Source organism: Pseudocolwellia sp. G5-9, from assembly GCF_055808995.1.
Map to the genome: position 1 here is coordinate 2,793,759 of NZ_CM147893.1, position 18,317 is coordinate 2,812,075.

The window sequence follows — 18,317 nt, forward strand, 5'->3', positions numbered from 1 at the left end:
AAACCATTGAATATCATAAAGAATTACTTTTTAGAGTTGCCTAAAAAACATCAAATTATAATTAGCGTATGTACTGCTATATTCATGGTATTGCTAATTTTGCCTTCAGAAAAGGCTAAAGCCGGTCGTCAATCTCAGGAAACCGCATTAGAAATAGGTAAAAGATATCAATTAACTGTGCCCGAATCAGGCGTGCCTGTATTAAATGAAACAATTGTTGATTCAAATGACGATTCTCTCGATTCAACCAAAACAGATGAACCTATTAATAACCAAGAACCTGAAACGCTTATTGAAGATGCTAGCGAAACTTATACATGGGATACCGCTAAAGTAAAAAGTGGTGACTCTTTAGCTAAAATTCTTAAACGTTTAGGCTATAGCGCACGTACAACCTATGAGCTGAGTATTGCTGAAGGTAAAGATACAAAATTACTTAAAAGATTAAATATAGGCGACATACTCCATATTGCGAAAGACGATACAGGTAAACTTGTTGCCCTTACTTACCCGCTGACTAAAACAGATACCCTATTTGTTAATTGGATAGACGAACAATATCAATCTCATATTGAAACAAAAACCGTTGAAATTAGAGAAACGACAGCGCACGGCATTATCAAATCTAATTTTTGGAGTGCAGGTATTGCTGCTGGTTTAGACGATGCACAAATCATAAACCTAGCAAATATTTTTGGTTGGGATATCGATTTTGCTTTAGATATAAGATCGGGTGACAGTTTTCACGTAGTGTATGAAAATAAATATGTGGATGGCGAATTTATTGGTGCTGGTAAAATATTAGCCGCTGAATTTATTAACCAAGATGAGCCTTTTCAAGCAATACGCTTTAGCGATGGCGAATATTACTCTGCTACAGGTAAAAGTATGCGTAAGGCTTTTTTACGCGCGCCAGTTAATTTCAGATACATAAGTTCTAACTTTAACCCTAAACGCTTCCACCCTATTCAAAAAAGAGTAAAACCACATAACGGTACAGACTATCGAGCAAAAACAGGTACACCTGTTGTTGCTGCTGGTAACGGAAAAGTAACCCATTCAACTTATAATAAATACAATGGTAACTATGTATTTATTCAACACGGTAACGGTATTGTGACTAAGTACCTACATTTTTCAAAACGCGCAGTTAAAGCAGGGCAACGCGTTAAGCAAGGACAAGTTATTGGATATGTGGGATCAACGGGTATGTCTCAGGCTCCCCATTTACATTACGAATTTTTACTTAATGGCGTACACCGTAACCCTAGAACAGTAAAATTACCGAATGCCAATCCATTAGATAAAAAATATAAAGCAGAATTTACTGCTTTAGCTGCACGACGTATGGCTGAACTTGATGGTTCTCGCCAAGCCATGTTAACGATGCAAAAAGCTGATTCTAAATCGTAATGACTGTAAACCAAAGTCAGCTATATATTGGTATTATGTCTGGTACAAGTGCTGACGGTATAGATTTAGCTTTAGTTGACTTTTCTACAGGAAAGCCTGATCTTATTGCAAGCTATTACCAAGCGTATAACGAAACAACCTACCAAAAAATTACTGAGCTTTATCAACCTAATGGTAATGAAATAGATAAAGCTTTTACTTTAGATGTGTTGTTAGCCAAACAGTTTGCACAAGCTATCAACCAGTTTGTTTCACAAGAAAATATAGATATAAACACAATTGCCGCTATTGGTAACCATGGGCAAACCATCAGGCACAGACCAAGTATCACCTCAGAAATAGCCGCTCCTTTTACATTACAAATAGGTTGTAACCAAACCTTAGCTACATTAACAGGCATAAAAGTTATTGGTGACTTTAGAACCAAAGACATGGTGTTAGGTGGTCAAGGAGCGCCTCTCGTTCCAGCTTTTCATAAAGCCTTGTTTCCTAACGAGCCACAAGATGTTTTTGTTATAAACATTGGTGGTATTGCTAATGTGACCTTTCTCCCGGTAGATAAAAGCAAATCTATACTCGGCTTTGATACGGGCCCTGGAAATGCGTTAATCGACGATTGGTATAAAACTCACAAACAAGGAAGGTTCGACAATAATGGCGAATGGGCACAATCAGGTAACGTTAATACCGCGCTTTTAAATCACTTTCTAAAGGACGATTATCTCACATTGTCTGCCCCCAAAAGTACAGGCAGAGAGTATTTTAATATGGACTGGGTTAATACAAATATCGATCAGTTTTTACAAAGTTCCGCATCAAATTCAACACAAAGAAAGCAGCTACTAGCTGAAGATATTCAAGCTACATTAACGGCATTAACTGCACAAACTATAACCGATCAAGTACAATTATTAAGTACGAAAGCTAACGTATACTTATGCGGCGGCGGCACCCTAAACACATACCTATTTAATATTATAAAACAAAGACTTAGCAATTTTAACGTTGCCAGTAGCGACACCATTAATATAAACAGTGATGCATTAGAAGCTTCTGCTTTTGCTTGGTTTGCTTATGCTTTTGATAAAAAAATTACAGGCAACATTCCAGCTGTAACAGGGGCTAGAAAAGAAGCCATTTTGGGTGTTAAATATCAACCTTAAAAAAGCTAGATATAAAAATTTTTCTCTCTATAATGATCTGTCCCTGTTCGAAAAACAAACGCACATTGCGGCTAGATTGAACTATTATTATTACTCACAATCTAAATGTGTACCTTTAGCAATTAATGATAATTAAGGTTAAGGAGAGACAATGCAATTTAACGATATTCATATTGGAATGAAATGCGGGAGCAAGAAAGGTAGCGGTACGGTTACTTGGATTGATGGTTCAACACGCAGAATTTACATGGCCGATACAAATAATAATAAAAATTTTGAAGTTGATTTTGAAGAGTTAATTGACGATCCCCAAGCTCATAATCGAGAAGATACATACTATTAATTTTAAATAGTTTTCAGCAAAACCGATGCTATTTATAAAATAACTATAATGCCCTTAAGTGTTTGTAAATCACCTAAGGGCATTTTATTTTTTATCTCTCATATAACAACATCCCTATATTCCTTAAAAATATTTAAAATACATTCTAATTATTTCGCATAACTTTAGAATATATGCTCTAATCGCGCTACCAAAAATAGACCTCACTATTTAGGACTATTTTTTCTTATAAAACGCATCTACTTAGAGTTAATTAAAATGGTTGAATATCTTCTTATTTCTTTCGCTATCCTTGCTTTATTAAGTATTGTTTTTGAAGAAATAACACACATAAACAAAGCTAAAACAACATTGTTTTTTGGATGTATTTCATGGATAGCATTATTCATCAATGCACAACCTGGAGAACATTCACTACTTAACCATCAACTCGAAGAAAATCTATTAGAAATAGCGGTATTATGGTTATTCTTAATGTCTACAATGACCTTTGTTGCATATTTAAATGCAAAAGGCGTAATACAAACAGCGGTGCAAAAGCTATTTCCAGCTAAGTTATCTAAACGTAGGTTAATGCTATTGGTTGCCCTGTTCTCATTAGTTTTGTCAGCAATTTGCGACAATGTAACCGCAACCTTAGTTACCCTAACCTTATTACAGTCTTTCGATTTAGATAAAAAAACCAAACTTAAAATGGCTGTGTTAACTATTTTCGCTGTGAACTCAGGTGGTGTTTCGTTAATCACTGGTGATGTTACTACCTTGATGATATTTTTAGATGGTCACTTACAAATTTCTGAATTACTTATATTGCTTGTTCCTGCAGTAGCGAGTGTTTTCTTTTTAACGATTATTCTTTCTTTTGGAACTAAAGGTCAAGCCTCCATAGAGCCTTGTGAACGAAGCTATGAGCGAGTTGACATTATGATTGCTGCTATCTTTTTTAGTACCATTGTATTAACCATGGTACTGAATATATTCTTTAAAATACCACCTGTTTTAACCTTTATGGGAGGGCTTTCTATTATGTTTTTAGTAGGAAGAACATACAGAACCGATACTGAAGAAACAGAAATATTAGATTACGTACGTAAAATAGAATACGACACTTTATTGTTCTTTTTAGGTATTTTATTAATTGTTGGTATGTTGAAAGAAATTGGTGTTTTAGAATTAATTACTGAAATTTACAGCAAATTTGATCCTAATGTTTCAAGCTTTTTAGCCGGTATTGGTTCTGCTTTACTTGATAATGTACCTTTAACTGCCGCGTTATTAAAAGCAGAACCGACGTTAACAACACCTGAATGGTTAGGCCTAACTTATGCGGTAGGAGTAGGTGGCTCATTGCTAGTTATTGGTTCTGCAGCAGGTATTATCGCCATGAGTAAAATGAAAGAAATTACCTTTTTGTCATACTCTAAATATATCCCCGCTTTATTTTTAGCTTACGCTTTTGGATATGTAGTAACGATAGGATTAGCGCAATATATCTATTAAGCGATTAAGTGAACTAATAGCTTTCACTCTAAGGGTTAATCATTATTTATATAAATAATGATTAACTCACTCGATATTAAACAAAAATTTCGCCAACCATGTAGCCTACAGCGGTTCCAGTTAAAACCACGCGTTCAGCTTTAACTTCACATAATACAGTTCCACCTCTTTTTGAAACTTGTGCGCCTGTGAGTTTAGACTTTGCTAATTCTTTCTCCCAATATGGAGCAAGCTCGCAATGAGCTGAACCTGTAACGGGATCTTCATTCACTCTTAATTTTGGAAAAAAGCTACGGCTAACAAAATCTGTATTATTTCCAGCTGCTGTTACAACCACACCTCGTAGATCCAGATCTAACCATTTTGAAAAATCAGGGGTAAGTTTGCGTACCTCTTCTTCATTGTTTAACACAACAATATAATCAAAAGCGGCCATAACCTGTTTAGGTAAAATATTAACGCCTAAACCTTTTAATAATGCTGATGGAGCCTTTACTGTTTGAGGCATTGAGGCGGGAAAATTCATACTAAAGCCCTGAGCATTTTTACTGACCACTAACTCGCCACTTTTCGTAATAAAAGTTACTTCTGGTTTGATAAACCCCAAATACTCATAAAGCACATACGCTGTAGATAAAGTCGCATGGCCACATAAATCAACCTCTTCCATTGGCGTAAACCAACGTAGGTGAATTGATTGTTCTGACATGACAAAAAAAGCCGTTTCAGATAAATTGTTCTCTTCCGCTATTTTTTGTAGTAGCTCGTCATCTAGCCATTCAGTTAACGGGCAAACAGCCGCAGGATTGCCTTCAAAAACATTCGATGCAAAAGCATCAACTTGATAAATTTTAAATTTCATAAAAGTTTATTCATTCGCTTATTTACTAATACCAAGTAGAATAATAAAAACTACCTTCTAAAGACACCTAAGTCACAATAGTTTTATTATTGTTATGCGCTAATATCAATAAGTTTCTATTTACCTTGGATAAAACATCTATAATAACTAATCACTTAATTCTTCGTTAACTATAATTACTAAGGCCACAACCATGAATACTAAAATATATAAAAGAGTGCTCTCACTCACCGATGATTTATTAGCGGCTGCCCAAGAAGAAAACCAAACAAAATTTGATGGCCATTATTTAGAATTAAAACAACTATGCGAAGAACACGACAATACTGATAAAGATCACCCTGTACAATGGGAAACCCTCGGCGATTTTACTGACGATTTAGCGCTGGCAGTTACTATTTATGAACGCGCCTTATTAAAAGCTGAAGCGATTAATTCTAAAGATTTTCGATCATCGATCAGCTTTTCAATTGCCACTTTAAAAATAGAATTGGGTGACAAAACAGGCGCTATAGAACATTTAGAAAAAGCAAAAATTAGTTGTAATAAAATTGTAGATAAAGAATTAAAAGCTGAGATTCATGATTTACTGGAAGAATTAAAAAATTCATAAACAGAAAACCCAATAATTATACTAAAATCCAAAAAGTACTTGGTTCAAGCTTTGGTACCTTAATGGCCACATCAATGATAGCTGCAGGTAAATTAATTAAAGGTCAAGAATCGATTAAGGTAACAGAGGTTCCTAAATTACTACAGGCAGCACTCGATGCAATGATGAGCCGTGGTGGCGCTAGTTTAGGCGATAAAATGGTATTGTATTCTATCAGCGCGATGATTGTATCAATGGACAAAGCGCAAACGAATGATGCGATGCTAGATACAGGTATTCAAGCTGCTAATGAAGCATTAGCTGAATTTAATGGTAAGATCAATAAAATTGGTCGTGCACGTATCTTCGGTGAGCGCACTATTGGGATGGATGATCCTGGTATGGTTGCGATTGTTAGAATGTTAGACTGCCTTAAAAACGCTTAAACGACTTACATCAACATATTGTTTTAAAAAAGGTGAGCATTAGCTCACCTTTTCTTTACATTCTATAAATATTCCTAAAACGGTATATCATCATCAAAATCAATCGTCGGCTCTTGAGGGTTTACCTTAGGTGCTGACTGATGATTTTGCTGCTGAAAGCCACCTTGATGTGCTGGCTGTTGTTGCTGAAACCCACCTTGTGGAGCAGCTGGTGCTTGTTGCTGCTGGTAACCACCTTGTGGAGCAGCTGGTGCTTGTTGTTGCTGGAAACCACCTTGTGGCGCAGCTGGTGCTTGTTGTTGCTGATAACCACCTTGTGATGCAGCTGGTGCTTGTTGTTGCTGGAAACCACCTTGCGGTGCTGCTGGCGCTTGTTGTTGGAAACCGCCTTGAGAAGCTCCGCCACCTTGGCCACGCGAATCTAACATTTGCATTACGCCGTTAAAACCTTGTACAACAACTTCAGTTTTATACTGATCTTGGCCTTGTTGGTTTTGCCATTTACGCGTTTGTAATTGACCTTCAATATAAACCTTAGAACCTTTTTTCAGGTATTCGCCAGCAACTTCAGCTAACTTTCCAAATAGAGATACACTATGCCATTCAGTTTTTTCTTTTGGTTCGCCTGTTTGCTTATCTTTCCAGCTTTCAGATGTTGCTATTGTTATGTTAGCAACAGCACTACCGTTAGGTAAAAAACGAACTTCAGGATCTTGGCCTAAATTTCCAAGAATAATAACTTTGTTAACTCCGCGACTGGCCATGTGTAAATCCTATAATCTGCAGTAATAATTGTCACTGATGACCTCCTATTTAACGTTATAGTTTGAGGAATCACCCGTGTTTAAAAATGGGAAATGATTTTACCACGAATATAAATTATTGCTGATATTTTAAAGATTATTTTTTACTTAATACCCGTTTTATTATTTATTTTAGCTATTTTACGCCAAGTACAACTTGTCAATTATAAAGTATATACTTTACTAACCACTTGTTATAGTTAGTAAATAACTAAAAATAATTGGTAATTTTAATGAATACAAATAATCAAATAATTAATAGTTTTTGTACAAAACTTTAAACATTATTTTCTGCATATATATGAGGCTTCATTTCTTGAATAATGTTTTCAGGGATCGGTTGAGTTTTTTGCTTTGTGTAACAAAAATGCACCATTACTGCGGTGCCTGACGCGCATTTTGCACCGTTTTGCCACAGCTCTTGGTAAATATTAAAAGAAGAGCTTCCTATACGGCCAATATACGTTTTTACTTCCATTTCGCTGCCATAATGCATTTGGGCATGAAACGTTACATCAATTTTAGCTAAAATTAAGTTCCACTTTTTAGGGTTTAGATCTGGAATAAACAATTTAAAAACAGGGTCTCTAGCACCTTCAAACCAAATGGGTACGTTAGTATTGTTAATATGCCCTAATGCATCAGTATCGGTAAACCTTGGAGAAAAAGTTTCACTAAACATAATCTACTACCTTAAAACAAACTGACGTTAACGTTAACGTCATATTTTTTATTTTACAAGTAATATTTAATTACAAAAATTTCTTTAGTAGGCGATGAATTTGAGTCAGACGAATTTTTTTAATTAATTTTTTAGGTTTTTTTGCATAATCGGCTATTTGATCTAATTCACTATAGTGATTAAGTATTTGAGTATGCTCAAAAATGAGTTCTGTTTCTTTTTTAAGATCAAGCATTAACGTTTTATTTTCATCATCTAAAAACAAGCCATTCTCTAAATCTAACGACCATGCTCTAGGGTTTAAGTTATTGCCTGTGAGTAAATGATAACGTTCGTCAGATACTATACCCTTTAAATGAAAACTATTACTCTCATGTTTCCATAGTCTTACGGTAAGCAGATCTACATCAATAAATTTTTGCCAGCGTTTAACAAATCTCAGTAATAACATTTCGTATAAATATGGCACGATACCAATAGTCGTGAAGTTTTTTTCTTCTGGAATATAAAAATCATTCGCTGTTTTGTCACCAATAACTAGGGTGATTTTCACACCTCTTTTTAATGCATTAATAATGTCTTTTTTAAGGGGTTTAGGTAAATTAAAGTATGGAGTAAAAATCAGTAAAGATGACTGACTTTTTTGGATCATTCTTCTGATTTTTCGATTCAATCCATTTCGTAAGGGGCCACAAGCAACTAAGGGTTTAATAATTACGTTTTGGCGAGTTTTACACTGAGATAAACGGTAAGAAGATCGTTTGATAAGTGATTTTAATTTAGCAACATTTTGCTTGCTATACGTTGTAATTTCACCACGATTAAGTAATGGGCATAAGTCAGATTCTATAAAGCTAAAATCTAAATAATCACAAAAGCTATTAGCCAAAGGTTTAGCATTGATTAGGTAGTATCGGTCAAGTCTGTATTTTTCATCTTGATGTAAATAAATATTGTTAATACTAGCACCGGTATAAAAAACAGCATCGTCAAACACCATGCCTTTTAAATGCAATACACCTAATAATTCTTTACTTTTTACAGGAACACCATAAATATCGATAGTATTTGTGTATTGTTCTGCAAGCTTTAAATATAGACTACGGTTACCTAAACTGCCTTTTTCACCAATTAAACCACGCTGAGCACGATGAAAGTCAACAAATACTTTTACTTCTAGTTTAGGATTAATCGATTTAGCTTTATAAAGCGCATGAAGCACTTCTCTTCCGGCTTCATCATCTTGTAGATAGAGGGCGGTAATATAAATTCGACGCTTAGCTCGGATAATTAAATCAAGTAATGCTTGCTTGTATTGTTTGGCTGAGAAAAAAGCTTGAATATCTACATTTGAGTTGTCAATTGACGACAATAATTCCATTAACTACCTTATACATTTAGAACTAAATAACGGCGTAAGAGTTATTATAACGTAATTTAATTCTAAATGACTAAAAGACAGTGCTTTAAATTAATTTAGTAACAATTATATCAATGACGCTAACTCTGCCGCTTGCCTAATGGCCCTTTTGGCGTCAAGTTCTGCTGCAACATTAGCCCCACCAATTAAGTGTACATTTGCTTGTGCATCCACAAGGGTTTGATATAAAGCTCGTTCGGGTTGCTGCCCTGCACAAATAATAACGTGATCGACTTCTAGTAATTTTTCTTCACCATTAACGCTGATCAACAAACCTTTATCGTTTACTTCTTTATAGGTAACACCTGGGATCATATGTACATTATTTTTTTGTAATGTGGCTCTATGTATCCAACCTGTTGTTTTGCCTAAGCCGGCGCCAACCTTAGTTTCCTTACGTTGTAAAAGATAAATTTCACGTTCAGTTTTATGTGCTTCAGCTTTAGGAAGTAGCGCCCCTGCTCCTTGGTAGCTTTTATCAACCCCCCAGTTTTTCATCCAAGCATCAGCATCGTTTGTTAACGACTTTTCTTCCGCTAAATAACACGCGACATCAAACCCGATACCACCCGCACCGATAATAGCGACTTTATTCCCGATAACCTCTTTGTCTCTTAATACATTCAAGTAACTTTTAACTTTAGGGTGTTCGAAACCTTTAAGATCGAGCTTTCTAGGAATAATACCTGTGGCGAGTACTACGTCATCAAAACCTTCATCGAGTAAAGCTTGTGCACTCACTTCTGTTGATAACTTTACGGTTACCTCATGCTTTTTAAGTTGCTCGTTAAAGTATCTTAACGTTTCGTAAAACTCTTCTTTACCCGGCACTTGTTTAGCAAAGTTAAATTGCCCACCAATCTCGATCGCTTTATCAAACAAGGTTACGTTATGGCCTCGTTGGGCGGTATATACACTAAAAGCGAGTCCTGCTGGACCTGCGCCCACGACAGCAATATTTTTAGGTTTAACCACTTTATTAAAATGTAATTCAGTTTCATAACAAGCAACAGGATTAACTAAACACGACGCTCTTTTCTGCTTAAAAACATGATCTAAACAAGCTTGGTTACAACCAATACAGGTATTAATTTGATTACTTTGGTTCGCAGCCGCTTTTTGTACAAATTCAGGATCTGCTAAGAAAGGTCTCGCCATTGACACCATATCAGCGTGACCATTAGCTAATACATCTTCAGCAACTTCAGGGGTGTTTATTCGATTAGTAGTAATAAGAGGAATAGTTACCTCTTGTTTCATACGCTGAGTTATCCACGTAAATGCCGCTCGTGGTACAGATGTGGCAATAGTAGGTACACGTGCTTCGTGCCAGCCAATACCTGTATTAATTAGGGTAGCACCTGCGGCTTCAATGGCTTTAGCCATAGTAACAACATCTTCCCAGCTATTACCGCCTTCAACCAAATCAAGCATCGACAAACGGAAAATAATAATGAATTCTTTACCTACTTTTTCGCGAACTGCTTTTACTGTTTCTACAGCAAAGCGCATTCGATTTTCAATGCTGCCACCCCATTCATCGGTACGTTTATTTACACGTATACATGAAAACTGGTTAATTAAATAACCTTCAGATCCCATAATTTCAACACCATCGTAACCCGCTTTTTGAGCAAGCTTTGTTGAATGGGCAAAGTCTTTAATTGTGCTTTTTATTTGTCGAACTGACATGGCCGACGGTGTAAACGGATTAATAGCTGACTTAACTTTACTCGATGAAACACTAAATGGATGATAAGCATATCGCCCAGCATGTAATAACTGAACACATATTTTCGTATCGTATTTATGTACCGCTGATGTGATTTTTTTATGTTTATTTACATGCCAAAACTTACTTAACTCACTGCCTAATGGAGCAAGCCGCCCTCTTATATTAGGACTTATACCTCCCGTAACAATTAAACCAACACCACCTTTAGCTCGTGCTTCATAAAATGCTGCGAGTTTATCAAAGCCATCTTTTTCTTCTTCAAGGCCTGTATGCATGGAGCCCATTAGCACTCTATTAGCTAAAGTTGTAAAACCTAAATCTAAAGGTGTGAGTAAATGTTTATAAGGAGAAGCTTGATTCATAATAATTCGCTATTTCGTATATAAAAGTGAGTGTACAAAAAACCACAATGGTCCAACCAGTTGACATAAATTAGAGCTTGTTAAGGTAAAACTCAAGTTTTATTTACATATAATAAGGTATAACCATTAATCACATAATATGCAAAGCGGCACGAAGGCTGGTCAAATCAATAGGACAAACTTTCAGAGAACACTATTGTTATAGGGTATAGTTAAGGGATGATGTGATAAAATTAACAAAAGAAAACAACTAACACTAAAATGCCTCAATGAATAAAAAAAATATTATCCAACACGTATTACAACATTTATCTACAGAGCTAAAAACAACAGAACTAGCAGCTAACAATGCCCATTTGGCAGCAATAGATGATCAATCCATTGCTGAAACACAATATGATACTGTCGCGATCGAAGCGGGTTATTTAGCTGAAGGGCAATCTAAACGTGTAGATGAAATTAAAAACTCTATTGCGCTATTTGAACAATTTTACGCTCGGGAGTTAAAAAGTTCACCTACGATTGTTATAGGCTCTTTGGTTCAATTAGAAAAAGCGATAACAAACAATAACTGGCTTTTTATTGCGCCTGCCGCAGGTGGGTTTAGATGTGTAGTTGAAGAGAATAATATTACTGTGATCACGCCTCATTCCCCAATGGGACAAGCGTTAATTAATAAAGAAGTTGATGATGAAGTATCTTTATTAATTAACGGGCTAACAACAACTGAAAATATAGATTACATTCACTCAATTATTTAACTTTAGTTTTGTTGGGGGTTCAGCAAAGCTTTAATACTTAAAATATCGGCAAGCTTTTCATCAATTTTTAAATATGCTACCGATTCTTGATACACTAAAGTCGCTTCTAATACACCCGGCATATTAATTAAGTGCTCTGCAACTTCATCGGCTTGTTCTTCACTTTGCAGCGAAGTAGTAAAACTAAAGCTTTTCGATTTTTTAAGAGGCTTCATCCCTAACGTTACAACACACCATAATAAACACAAAATAGACATCACTAAGAAAATAGATTGCTCGCCAAATTTGCTAGCAATTACGCCACCTAAAACACCACCAGCAAAAGCACCTAAAAATTGGCTACTTGAATAAATCCCCATCACACTACCTTTCACTCCAGCAGGCGCTAGACGAGAAAGCATTGAGGGCATTGTTGCTTCTAAGTAATTAAAAGCGGTGAAAAACATCACCACTAAAATAACTAACGACCAAAAACCAAGAGGTAAATACCATAACAGTAATAGAGACAAAGCAAGAAGCAGCACAGCACTCGTAAACATTTGTTTTTCTTTTTGCTTTTTCATAGCAAAAATCATAAAAGGCACCATTAAGAAAAATGATCCTAATAAAGCGGGTAAGTATAGTTTCCAATGCTGCTCTAACGCTAAACCGCTGGCAACAAATTGTTTAGGTAAAGTAATAAAACAAGCCGTTAATGCCATATGAAGAATAAATATACCTGCATTTAAACGGCTAAGTTGAGGATGTTTTATTAATGTTAAAATTTGATCGGGTAACGCTATACTGTCGCCTTTTGGTGCTTTATTCACAGTATAAGGCACCATAAATTGGATCATTACCATAGCAAATACGGTTAATATTGCTGTTAACCAAAACAAGCCACTCAAACCAAATGATTGCGCCACTATTGGTCCTAAAATCATAGCTGCAGTAAATGACAAACCAATAAACATACCTATAGTTGCCATAACCTTAGGACGCTGCTCTTCACGGGTAATATCAGCGGCTAATGCTAAAATAGCGCTGGCTATTGCGCCTGTTCCCTGTAAGGCTCGACCAAAAACCACACCATAAATCGTGTCAGACATGGCCGCAACAACACTTCCCATCAGAAACACAACCAAACCAGCTAATATAATGGGTTTACGGCCATATTTATCAGACAAAATGCCCATCGGAATTTGTAGCATAGCTTGTGTGAGTCCATAAGCGCCAATCGCCAAACCTATCCAAATAGGGCTATAACCTGCGAGTTGCTGACCATAAATAGCAAATACAGGTAATATCATAAACAAACCAAGCATGCGTAGCCCAAATACAGTGGCTAATGAAAACGCTGCTTTTTTTTCAGTATTATTTAAACCTGTGGCACTCATTTACACTTCTTATGTCAGTTTTATCTACGCTAATTAAGAGCGTTATAGTATCACGACTCCACAATGAACAAAATCATATTTAATGTGATCTTAGGGCAGTTTTTGTGCGATAATTGTTGGTTACAAATCCATACGGAACCGTTATGAGAAATATAGAAGTTAGAGGGGCTCGTACCCATAATCTAAAAAATATTAGTTTAGATATTCCTCGCGAAAAGCTCGTTGTTATTACCGGCCTCTCAGGCTCAGGAAAATCATCATTAGCGTTTGATACTTTATATGCCGAAGGTCAACGTAGATATGTAGAGTCTTTATCGGCTTATGCGCGCCAATTTTTATCTTTAATGGAAAAGCCTGATGTTGATCATATAGAAGGGTTATCTCCAGCGATTTCTATTGAGCAAAAATCAACATCTCATAACCCACGATCAACCGTTGGAACTATTACTGAAATATACGATTACTTACGTTTATTGTATGCCCGCGTTGGTGAGCCTCGTTGTCCTACACATAACGAACCGCTTGCTGCTCAAACGGTTTCACAAATGGTAGATAAAGTACTTTCTTTAGAAGAAGGTACAAAGGTCATGGTATTAGCGCCGGTATTGCAAGGCCGCAAAGGTGAACACCTTAAATTACTCGATAATTTAGCGGCCCAAGGTTACATCCGTGCTCGCATCGATGGTGAAGTATATGATTTATCCGATCCGCCAACATTAGAGTTACATAAAAAACACACCATTGAAGTTGTGGTGGATCGCTTAAAAGTAAGAGAAGACATTCAACTACGTTTATCTGAATCTTTTGAAACGGCACTAGCGTTAACCGCTGGTACAGCAAAAGTTGCTTTTATGGATGAACCCAATAAAGAAGAATTGTTGTTTTCAGCTAACTTTGCTTGCCCACATTGTGGTTACAGTATGCAAGAGCTTGAACCAAGACTATTCTCTTTCAACAACCCTGCAGGTGCTTGTCAAACCTGTGATGGTTTAGGTAACCAACAATTTTTCGATGAAAATCGTGTTATTGCTAACCCAGAGTTAAGTCTTGCTGGCGGTGCTATTCGCGGTTGGGACAAACGTAATTTTTATTATTTTCAAATGCTACAAGCATTAGCAGATCATTTTGATTTTGCTTTAGACAAACCATTTAATGAATTAGATAAAAAGCATCAAGAAATAATTTTACGTGGAAGTGGCAAACAAGAAATAGAATTTAAATACATGAACGACCGTGGCGATATTGTTATCCGAAATCATCCGTTCGAAGGTATTTTAAATAACATGGACCGACGCTATCGTGAAACTGAATCGAATGCCGTACGTGATGAATTATCTAAATATTTAAATAGCCAACATTGTCCTGACTGTAACGGGAGTCGACTACGTTTAGAAGCACGTAACGTTTTTGTTAATGAAACTGCCCTACCAGAAGTCGCTGAATACGCGATTGCTGACGCATTAACTTTTTTCCAAGAATTAAATTTACCCGGTCAAAAGGGCCAAATTGCTGAAAAAATTCTTAAAGAAATTATCGATCGATTAGGATTTTTAGTTAACGTAGGTTTAAATTATCTTAACCTTTCTCGTGCTGCGGGTACTTTGTCAGGTGGTGAGGCTCAACGCATTCGTTTAGCAAGTCAAATAGGCGCTGGTTTAGTGGGCGTTATGTATGTACTTGATGAACCTTCAATTGGTTTACATCAACGAGATAACGAACGACTACTTAAGACTTTAATTCATCTTAGAGATCTCGGTAATACGGTGATCGTAGTTGAGCATGACGAAGATGCCATTAGAGAAGCCGACCATGTAATTGATATTGGCCCCGGTGCTGGTGTTCATGGCGGTCAGATAATTGCCGAAGGTACAGTAGACGACATATTAGCGTGTGAAGACTCACTTACTGGTAAATACTTATCTGGCAGAGAACGTATTGAAATACCGAAACAACGCATACCTTTTGATAAAGACAATGTAGTTAAATTAATAGGCGCAACAGGTAACAACTTAAAGAATGTAAATTTAACCATTCCAAACGGCTTGATGACTTGTGTAACAGGTGTTTCTGGCTCAGGTAAATCAACGTTAATTAATGATACTTTATACAAACTTGCTCACATTGAATTAAACGGCGCAACCACTCAAGAACCTTCACCTTATAAAGAAATTATTGGTTTAGACTTGCTCGATAAAGTTATCGATATAGATCAAAGCCCAATAGGTAGAACACCACGTTCAAACCCTGCTACTTATACAGGAATATTTACAGCAGTAAGAGACATCTTTGCTGCTACACAAGAAGCAAGATCTCGTGGTTATAAGCCAGGACGATTCAGCTTTAATGTTAAAGGTGGCCGTTGTGAAGCTTGTCAAGGTGACGGGCTGATCAAAGTAGAAATGCATTTTCTTCCTGATGTTTACGTACCTTGTGACGATTGTAAGAGTCAGCGCTACAACCGTGAAACCTTAGAAGTTAAATACAAAGGTAAGAATATTCATGAAGTATTGGATATGACTATCGAAGATGCTTTTGAGTTTTTTAATGCGATACCTGCTGTTAAACGTAAATTAAAAACCTTACTTGATGTAGGTTTAAGTTATATAAAACTTGGACAATCTGCCACTACACTTTCCGGTGGTGAAGCGCAACGCGTTAAGCTCGCTAAAGAATTATCTAAGCGTGATACAGGTAAAACTCTTTATATATTAGATGAACCAACAACTGGCCTGCATTTCCACGATATTAAACAATTACTACAAGTTATCCATCGCCTACGTGATCAAGGTAATACTATTGTTGTTATTGAACATAATTTAGATGTTGTGAAAACAGCCGATTGGGTTATCGACCTAGGTCCTGAAGGTGGTTCAGGCGGAGGTGAAATTTTAGTGTGTGGTACGCCTGAAGAAGTCGCCGAACACAAAACATCTCATACTGCAGGATTTCTTAAAACCTTACTTAAACAATAAGTTAACTAGCTGTAATTACTAAATTTTAAAGCCTATTATTTTTTCTTAATCGATATAAATAATAGGCTTTTGATATTTCAATTTCATTTAAAAATATTTAGTGGATCGTTCAAAACCTTCAAGCCTTTATACAAATTTCAGCTAATTGAGTTGAATCACTATAGCTAACTCAAAACCATCCAGTTAAGATAAGAACAACCTTTACAATGATCTAAAGAAATAATAATTATATGACTTCAAAAACAAACGCCCTGATCTATTTTTTAGCTTTTTCTAGTGGTTTTAGCATTATGGGCATTGAACTGTTAGGCGGAAGAATTCTCGCGCCATTCTTTGGTAGTAGCGTTCATATTTGGGGGAGTATTATTACCGTATTTATGTTGAGTTTATCATTCGGCTATTTAATTGGCGGTAAGCTTTCTACAAAAAATGCGTCCTTAACACGTTATGGATTAATCTTCCTTTTCGCGAGTATCACAGTTCTTCCTATCGTTTTTTTCTCCCAAGAAATTATGGAATTTATTTTTAATCATGTTGAAGACAGTCGATACGGCTCATTACTCGCTTCAATGGTATTATTTTTTATCCCTACAATAATTCTTGGCATGATCTCACCTTATTCCGTAAGATTACTAGTAACCGATAGTGAAAAAAGTGGGCAAGTTGCTGGTATTTTATATTTTGTCAGCACACTTGGCAGCGCATTAGGCACAATTATTACTTCCTTTTACATGGTACTCGCCTTTAATGTAAACGACATTATTTTAGGCTTTAGTTTAACCCTAGGTTTATTGGGCTTGCTAGCTATAGCTCTACATAAAAGTGCTTTTAAAAATCATATGAAAGTTTCGTCATCTGTTATTTAATAAAACAAAAAATAGAGAATACTATGTTCAAATATTTAAGCCTTATCGTATTAATATTATTACCCTTTACGAGTTTTTCAAAAGTCATTCATAGTGAACGATCGCTATACCGTAATATCATTGTTGATGAAAACGGAAATAAACGCTGTTTAAAATTCAATACTAAAAGTAGTAAAACTAATCAAAGTTGTATATTTAAAGATGATCCACAAAAGCTCGTTTTTAACTATGCCAAACTCGTGTTTTCAAGTTTATTGATGATAGATGATCCTAAAAAAGTATTAATTATTGGCCTAGGTGGCGGAACACTTTCTAATACCATACATCAACTTTATCCCGATGCTTATATTGATAATATTGAAATAGATCCCGCTGTAACTAATGTTGCTAGAGAATATTTCAGCTTTTTTGAAAACGATAAAATAACAGCAACTACTCAAGATGGGCGTATATTTATCAAACGAGCAAAATTAAAAAAACAAAAATACGATTGGATAATTTTAGATGCTTTTAATGGTGACTATATTCCTGAACATTTGTTAACAAAGGAATTTTTTGAAGAAACAAAAAATATCTTATCCCCTAACGGAATAATTTCAGCCAATACCTTCTCTATTAGTAAATTATATTTTCACGAATCTGCGACTTACTACGATGTATTTGGAGACTTTATTAATGTAAGTAATAAAAAGAACAGTAATAGAATAATACTGGCTGGCTATACCGAACAACCAAGTGATGAAGTTATAAAAGCTAGAGTAGAAAAACTCTATCCATTACTCAAACCCTTTGATATAGATATTAGAGAAATAAGAAGTAATATGATATCTACTAAAGACAATATTGATTGGCCTGAAGATACTAAAGTACTAACAGATCAATATTCTCCTGCTAACTTACTTAATTTATAAACAAAATTTCATATTCATTTAATCAAAGATCAAAAAATAAATATTAGGCCTTCATTAGCCGAAGGTCTAATAGAGAATTTACCTTTCAAGTTTTAAACTGGTTATTATCT

The 18,317-nt window shown here is 35.7% G+C and carries 16 protein-coding genes; 10 read left to right on the forward strand and 6 right to left on the reverse strand.

The features are described 5' to 3' along the window. Positions 1 to 36: 36 nt before the first annotated feature. The 4 genes from AC0L5Q_RS12065 to nhaD all read left to right on the forward strand — a co-directional run bounded on the left by AC0L5Q_RS12065 (position 37) and on the right by nhaD (position 4,419). Positions 37 to 1,413, forward strand: a complete 1,377-nt coding sequence (locus AC0L5Q_RS12065) for a peptidoglycan DD-metalloendopeptidase family protein (protein WP_473618297.1) — start codon at positions 37 to 39, stop codon at positions 1,411 to 1,413. After that, entirely contained in the window at positions 1,413 to 2,576 is a 1,164-nt protein-coding gene (locus AC0L5Q_RS12070; RefSeq protein ID WP_473608527.1) for an anhydro-N-acetylmuramic acid kinase, read from the forward strand. Before AC0L5Q_RS12065 ends, AC0L5Q_RS12070 begins: the two co-directional genes overlap by 1 nt. Before the next feature lie 151 nt (positions 2,577 to 2,727). Beyond that, positions 2,728 to 2,919, forward strand: coding sequence for a hypothetical protein (locus AC0L5Q_RS12075; RefSeq protein ID WP_473608531.1), 192 nt, complete (start codon positions 2,728 to 2,730; stop codon positions 2,917 to 2,919). A 258-nt stretch (positions 2,920 to 3,177) separates the two neighbouring features. After that, positions 3,178 to 4,419, forward strand: a complete 1,242-nt coding sequence (gene nhaD / locus AC0L5Q_RS12080) for a sodium:proton antiporter NhaD (protein WP_473608534.1) — start codon at positions 3,178 to 3,180, stop codon at positions 4,417 to 4,419. A gap of 76 nt (positions 4,420 to 4,495) precedes the next feature. Here the strand turns inward: nhaD and AC0L5Q_RS12085 are convergent, their stop codons facing one another. Then, on the reverse strand, positions 4,496 to 5,281 hold the full coding sequence (locus AC0L5Q_RS12085; protein WP_473608538.1) for a PhzF family phenazine biosynthesis protein: 786 nt from the start codon (positions 5,279 to 5,281) through the stop codon (positions 4,496 to 4,498). Between the two features lie 193 nt (positions 5,282 to 5,474). Here AC0L5Q_RS12085 and AC0L5Q_RS12090 point away from each other — a divergent pair, with 193 nt between their 5' ends. Both AC0L5Q_RS12090 and AC0L5Q_RS12095 read left to right on the forward strand, forming a co-directional pair. Continuing rightward, the gene (locus AC0L5Q_RS12090; RefSeq protein WP_473608542.1) at positions 5,475 to 5,894 is read left to right on the forward strand and encodes a tetratricopeptide repeat protein; all 420 of its coding nucleotides are present in this window, start codon (positions 5,475 to 5,477) and stop codon (positions 5,892 to 5,894) included. Positions 5,895 to 5,920: 26 nt separating this feature from the next. Continuing rightward, positions 5,921 to 6,319, forward strand: coding sequence for a DAK2 domain-containing protein (locus AC0L5Q_RS12095; RefSeq protein WP_473618298.1), 399 nt, complete (start codon positions 5,921 to 5,923; stop codon positions 6,317 to 6,319). A 74-nt stretch (positions 6,320 to 6,393) separates the two neighbouring features. Here the strand turns inward: AC0L5Q_RS12095 and ssb are convergent, their stop codons facing one another. The 4 genes from ssb to AC0L5Q_RS12115 form a co-directional block, all read right to left on the reverse strand. Next, the gene (gene ssb / locus AC0L5Q_RS12100) at positions 6,394 to 7,083 is read right to left on the reverse strand and encodes a single-stranded DNA-binding protein (RefSeq protein ID WP_473608545.1); all 690 of its coding nucleotides are present in this window, start codon (positions 7,081 to 7,083) and stop codon (positions 6,394 to 6,396) included. Positions 7,084 to 7,399: 316 nt separating this feature from the next. Then, complete coding sequence (locus AC0L5Q_RS12105; RefSeq protein WP_473608549.1) at positions 7,400 to 7,804, reverse strand: acyl-CoA thioesterase; 405 nt, start codon at positions 7,802 to 7,804, stop codon at positions 7,400 to 7,402. Between the two features lie 70 nt (positions 7,805 to 7,874). Then, positions 7,875 to 9,185, reverse strand: a complete 1,311-nt coding sequence (gene pssA, locus AC0L5Q_RS12110) for a CDP-diacylglycerol--serine O-phosphatidyltransferase (protein ID WP_473608553.1) — start codon at positions 9,183 to 9,185, stop codon at positions 7,875 to 7,877. Between the two features lie 105 nt (positions 9,186 to 9,290). After that, positions 9,291 to 11,321, reverse strand: a complete 2,031-nt coding sequence (locus AC0L5Q_RS12115) for an oxidoreductase (protein ID WP_473608557.1) — start codon at positions 11,319 to 11,321, stop codon at positions 9,291 to 9,293. A gap of 269 nt (positions 11,322 to 11,590) precedes the next feature. Here AC0L5Q_RS12115 and AC0L5Q_RS12120 point away from each other — a divergent pair, with 269 nt between their 5' ends. Next, positions 11,591 to 12,082 carry a hypothetical protein gene (locus tag AC0L5Q_RS12120; RefSeq protein ID WP_473608561.1) on the forward strand — a complete coding sequence of 164 codons (492 nt, stop codon included), beginning with the start codon at positions 11,591 to 11,593 and terminating at the stop codon, positions 12,080 to 12,082. Positions 12,083 to 12,084: 2 nt separating this feature from the next. Here AC0L5Q_RS12120 and AC0L5Q_RS12125 read toward each other — a convergent pair whose 3' ends face one another. Then, a complete protein-coding gene (locus tag AC0L5Q_RS12125) occupies positions 12,085 to 13,458 on the reverse strand; it encodes an MFS transporter (protein WP_473608565.1) in 1,374 nt (457 codons plus the stop codon). Positions 13,459 to 13,601: 143 nt separating this feature from the next. On the opposite strand from AC0L5Q_RS12125, the gene uvrA reads away from it, so the two are divergent. The 3 genes from uvrA to AC0L5Q_RS12140 all read left to right on the forward strand — a co-directional run bounded on the left by uvrA (position 13,602) and on the right by AC0L5Q_RS12140 (position 18,207). Continuing rightward, on the forward strand, positions 13,602 to 16,430 hold the full coding sequence (gene uvrA / locus AC0L5Q_RS12130; RefSeq protein WP_473608568.1) for an excinuclease ABC subunit UvrA: 2,829 nt from the start codon (positions 13,602 to 13,604) through the stop codon (positions 16,428 to 16,430). A gap of 230 nt (positions 16,431 to 16,660) precedes the next feature. Beyond that, complete coding sequence (locus AC0L5Q_RS12135) at positions 16,661 to 17,296, forward strand: fused MFS/spermidine synthase (protein WP_473608571.1); 636 nt, start codon at positions 16,661 to 16,663, stop codon at positions 17,294 to 17,296. A 23-nt stretch (positions 17,297 to 17,319) separates the two neighbouring features. After that, the gene (locus tag AC0L5Q_RS12140; protein WP_473608575.1) at positions 17,320 to 18,207 is read left to right on the forward strand and encodes a spermidine synthase; all 888 of its coding nucleotides are present in this window, start codon (positions 17,320 to 17,322) and stop codon (positions 18,205 to 18,207) included. Positions 18,208 to 18,317 lie beyond the last annotated feature (110 nt).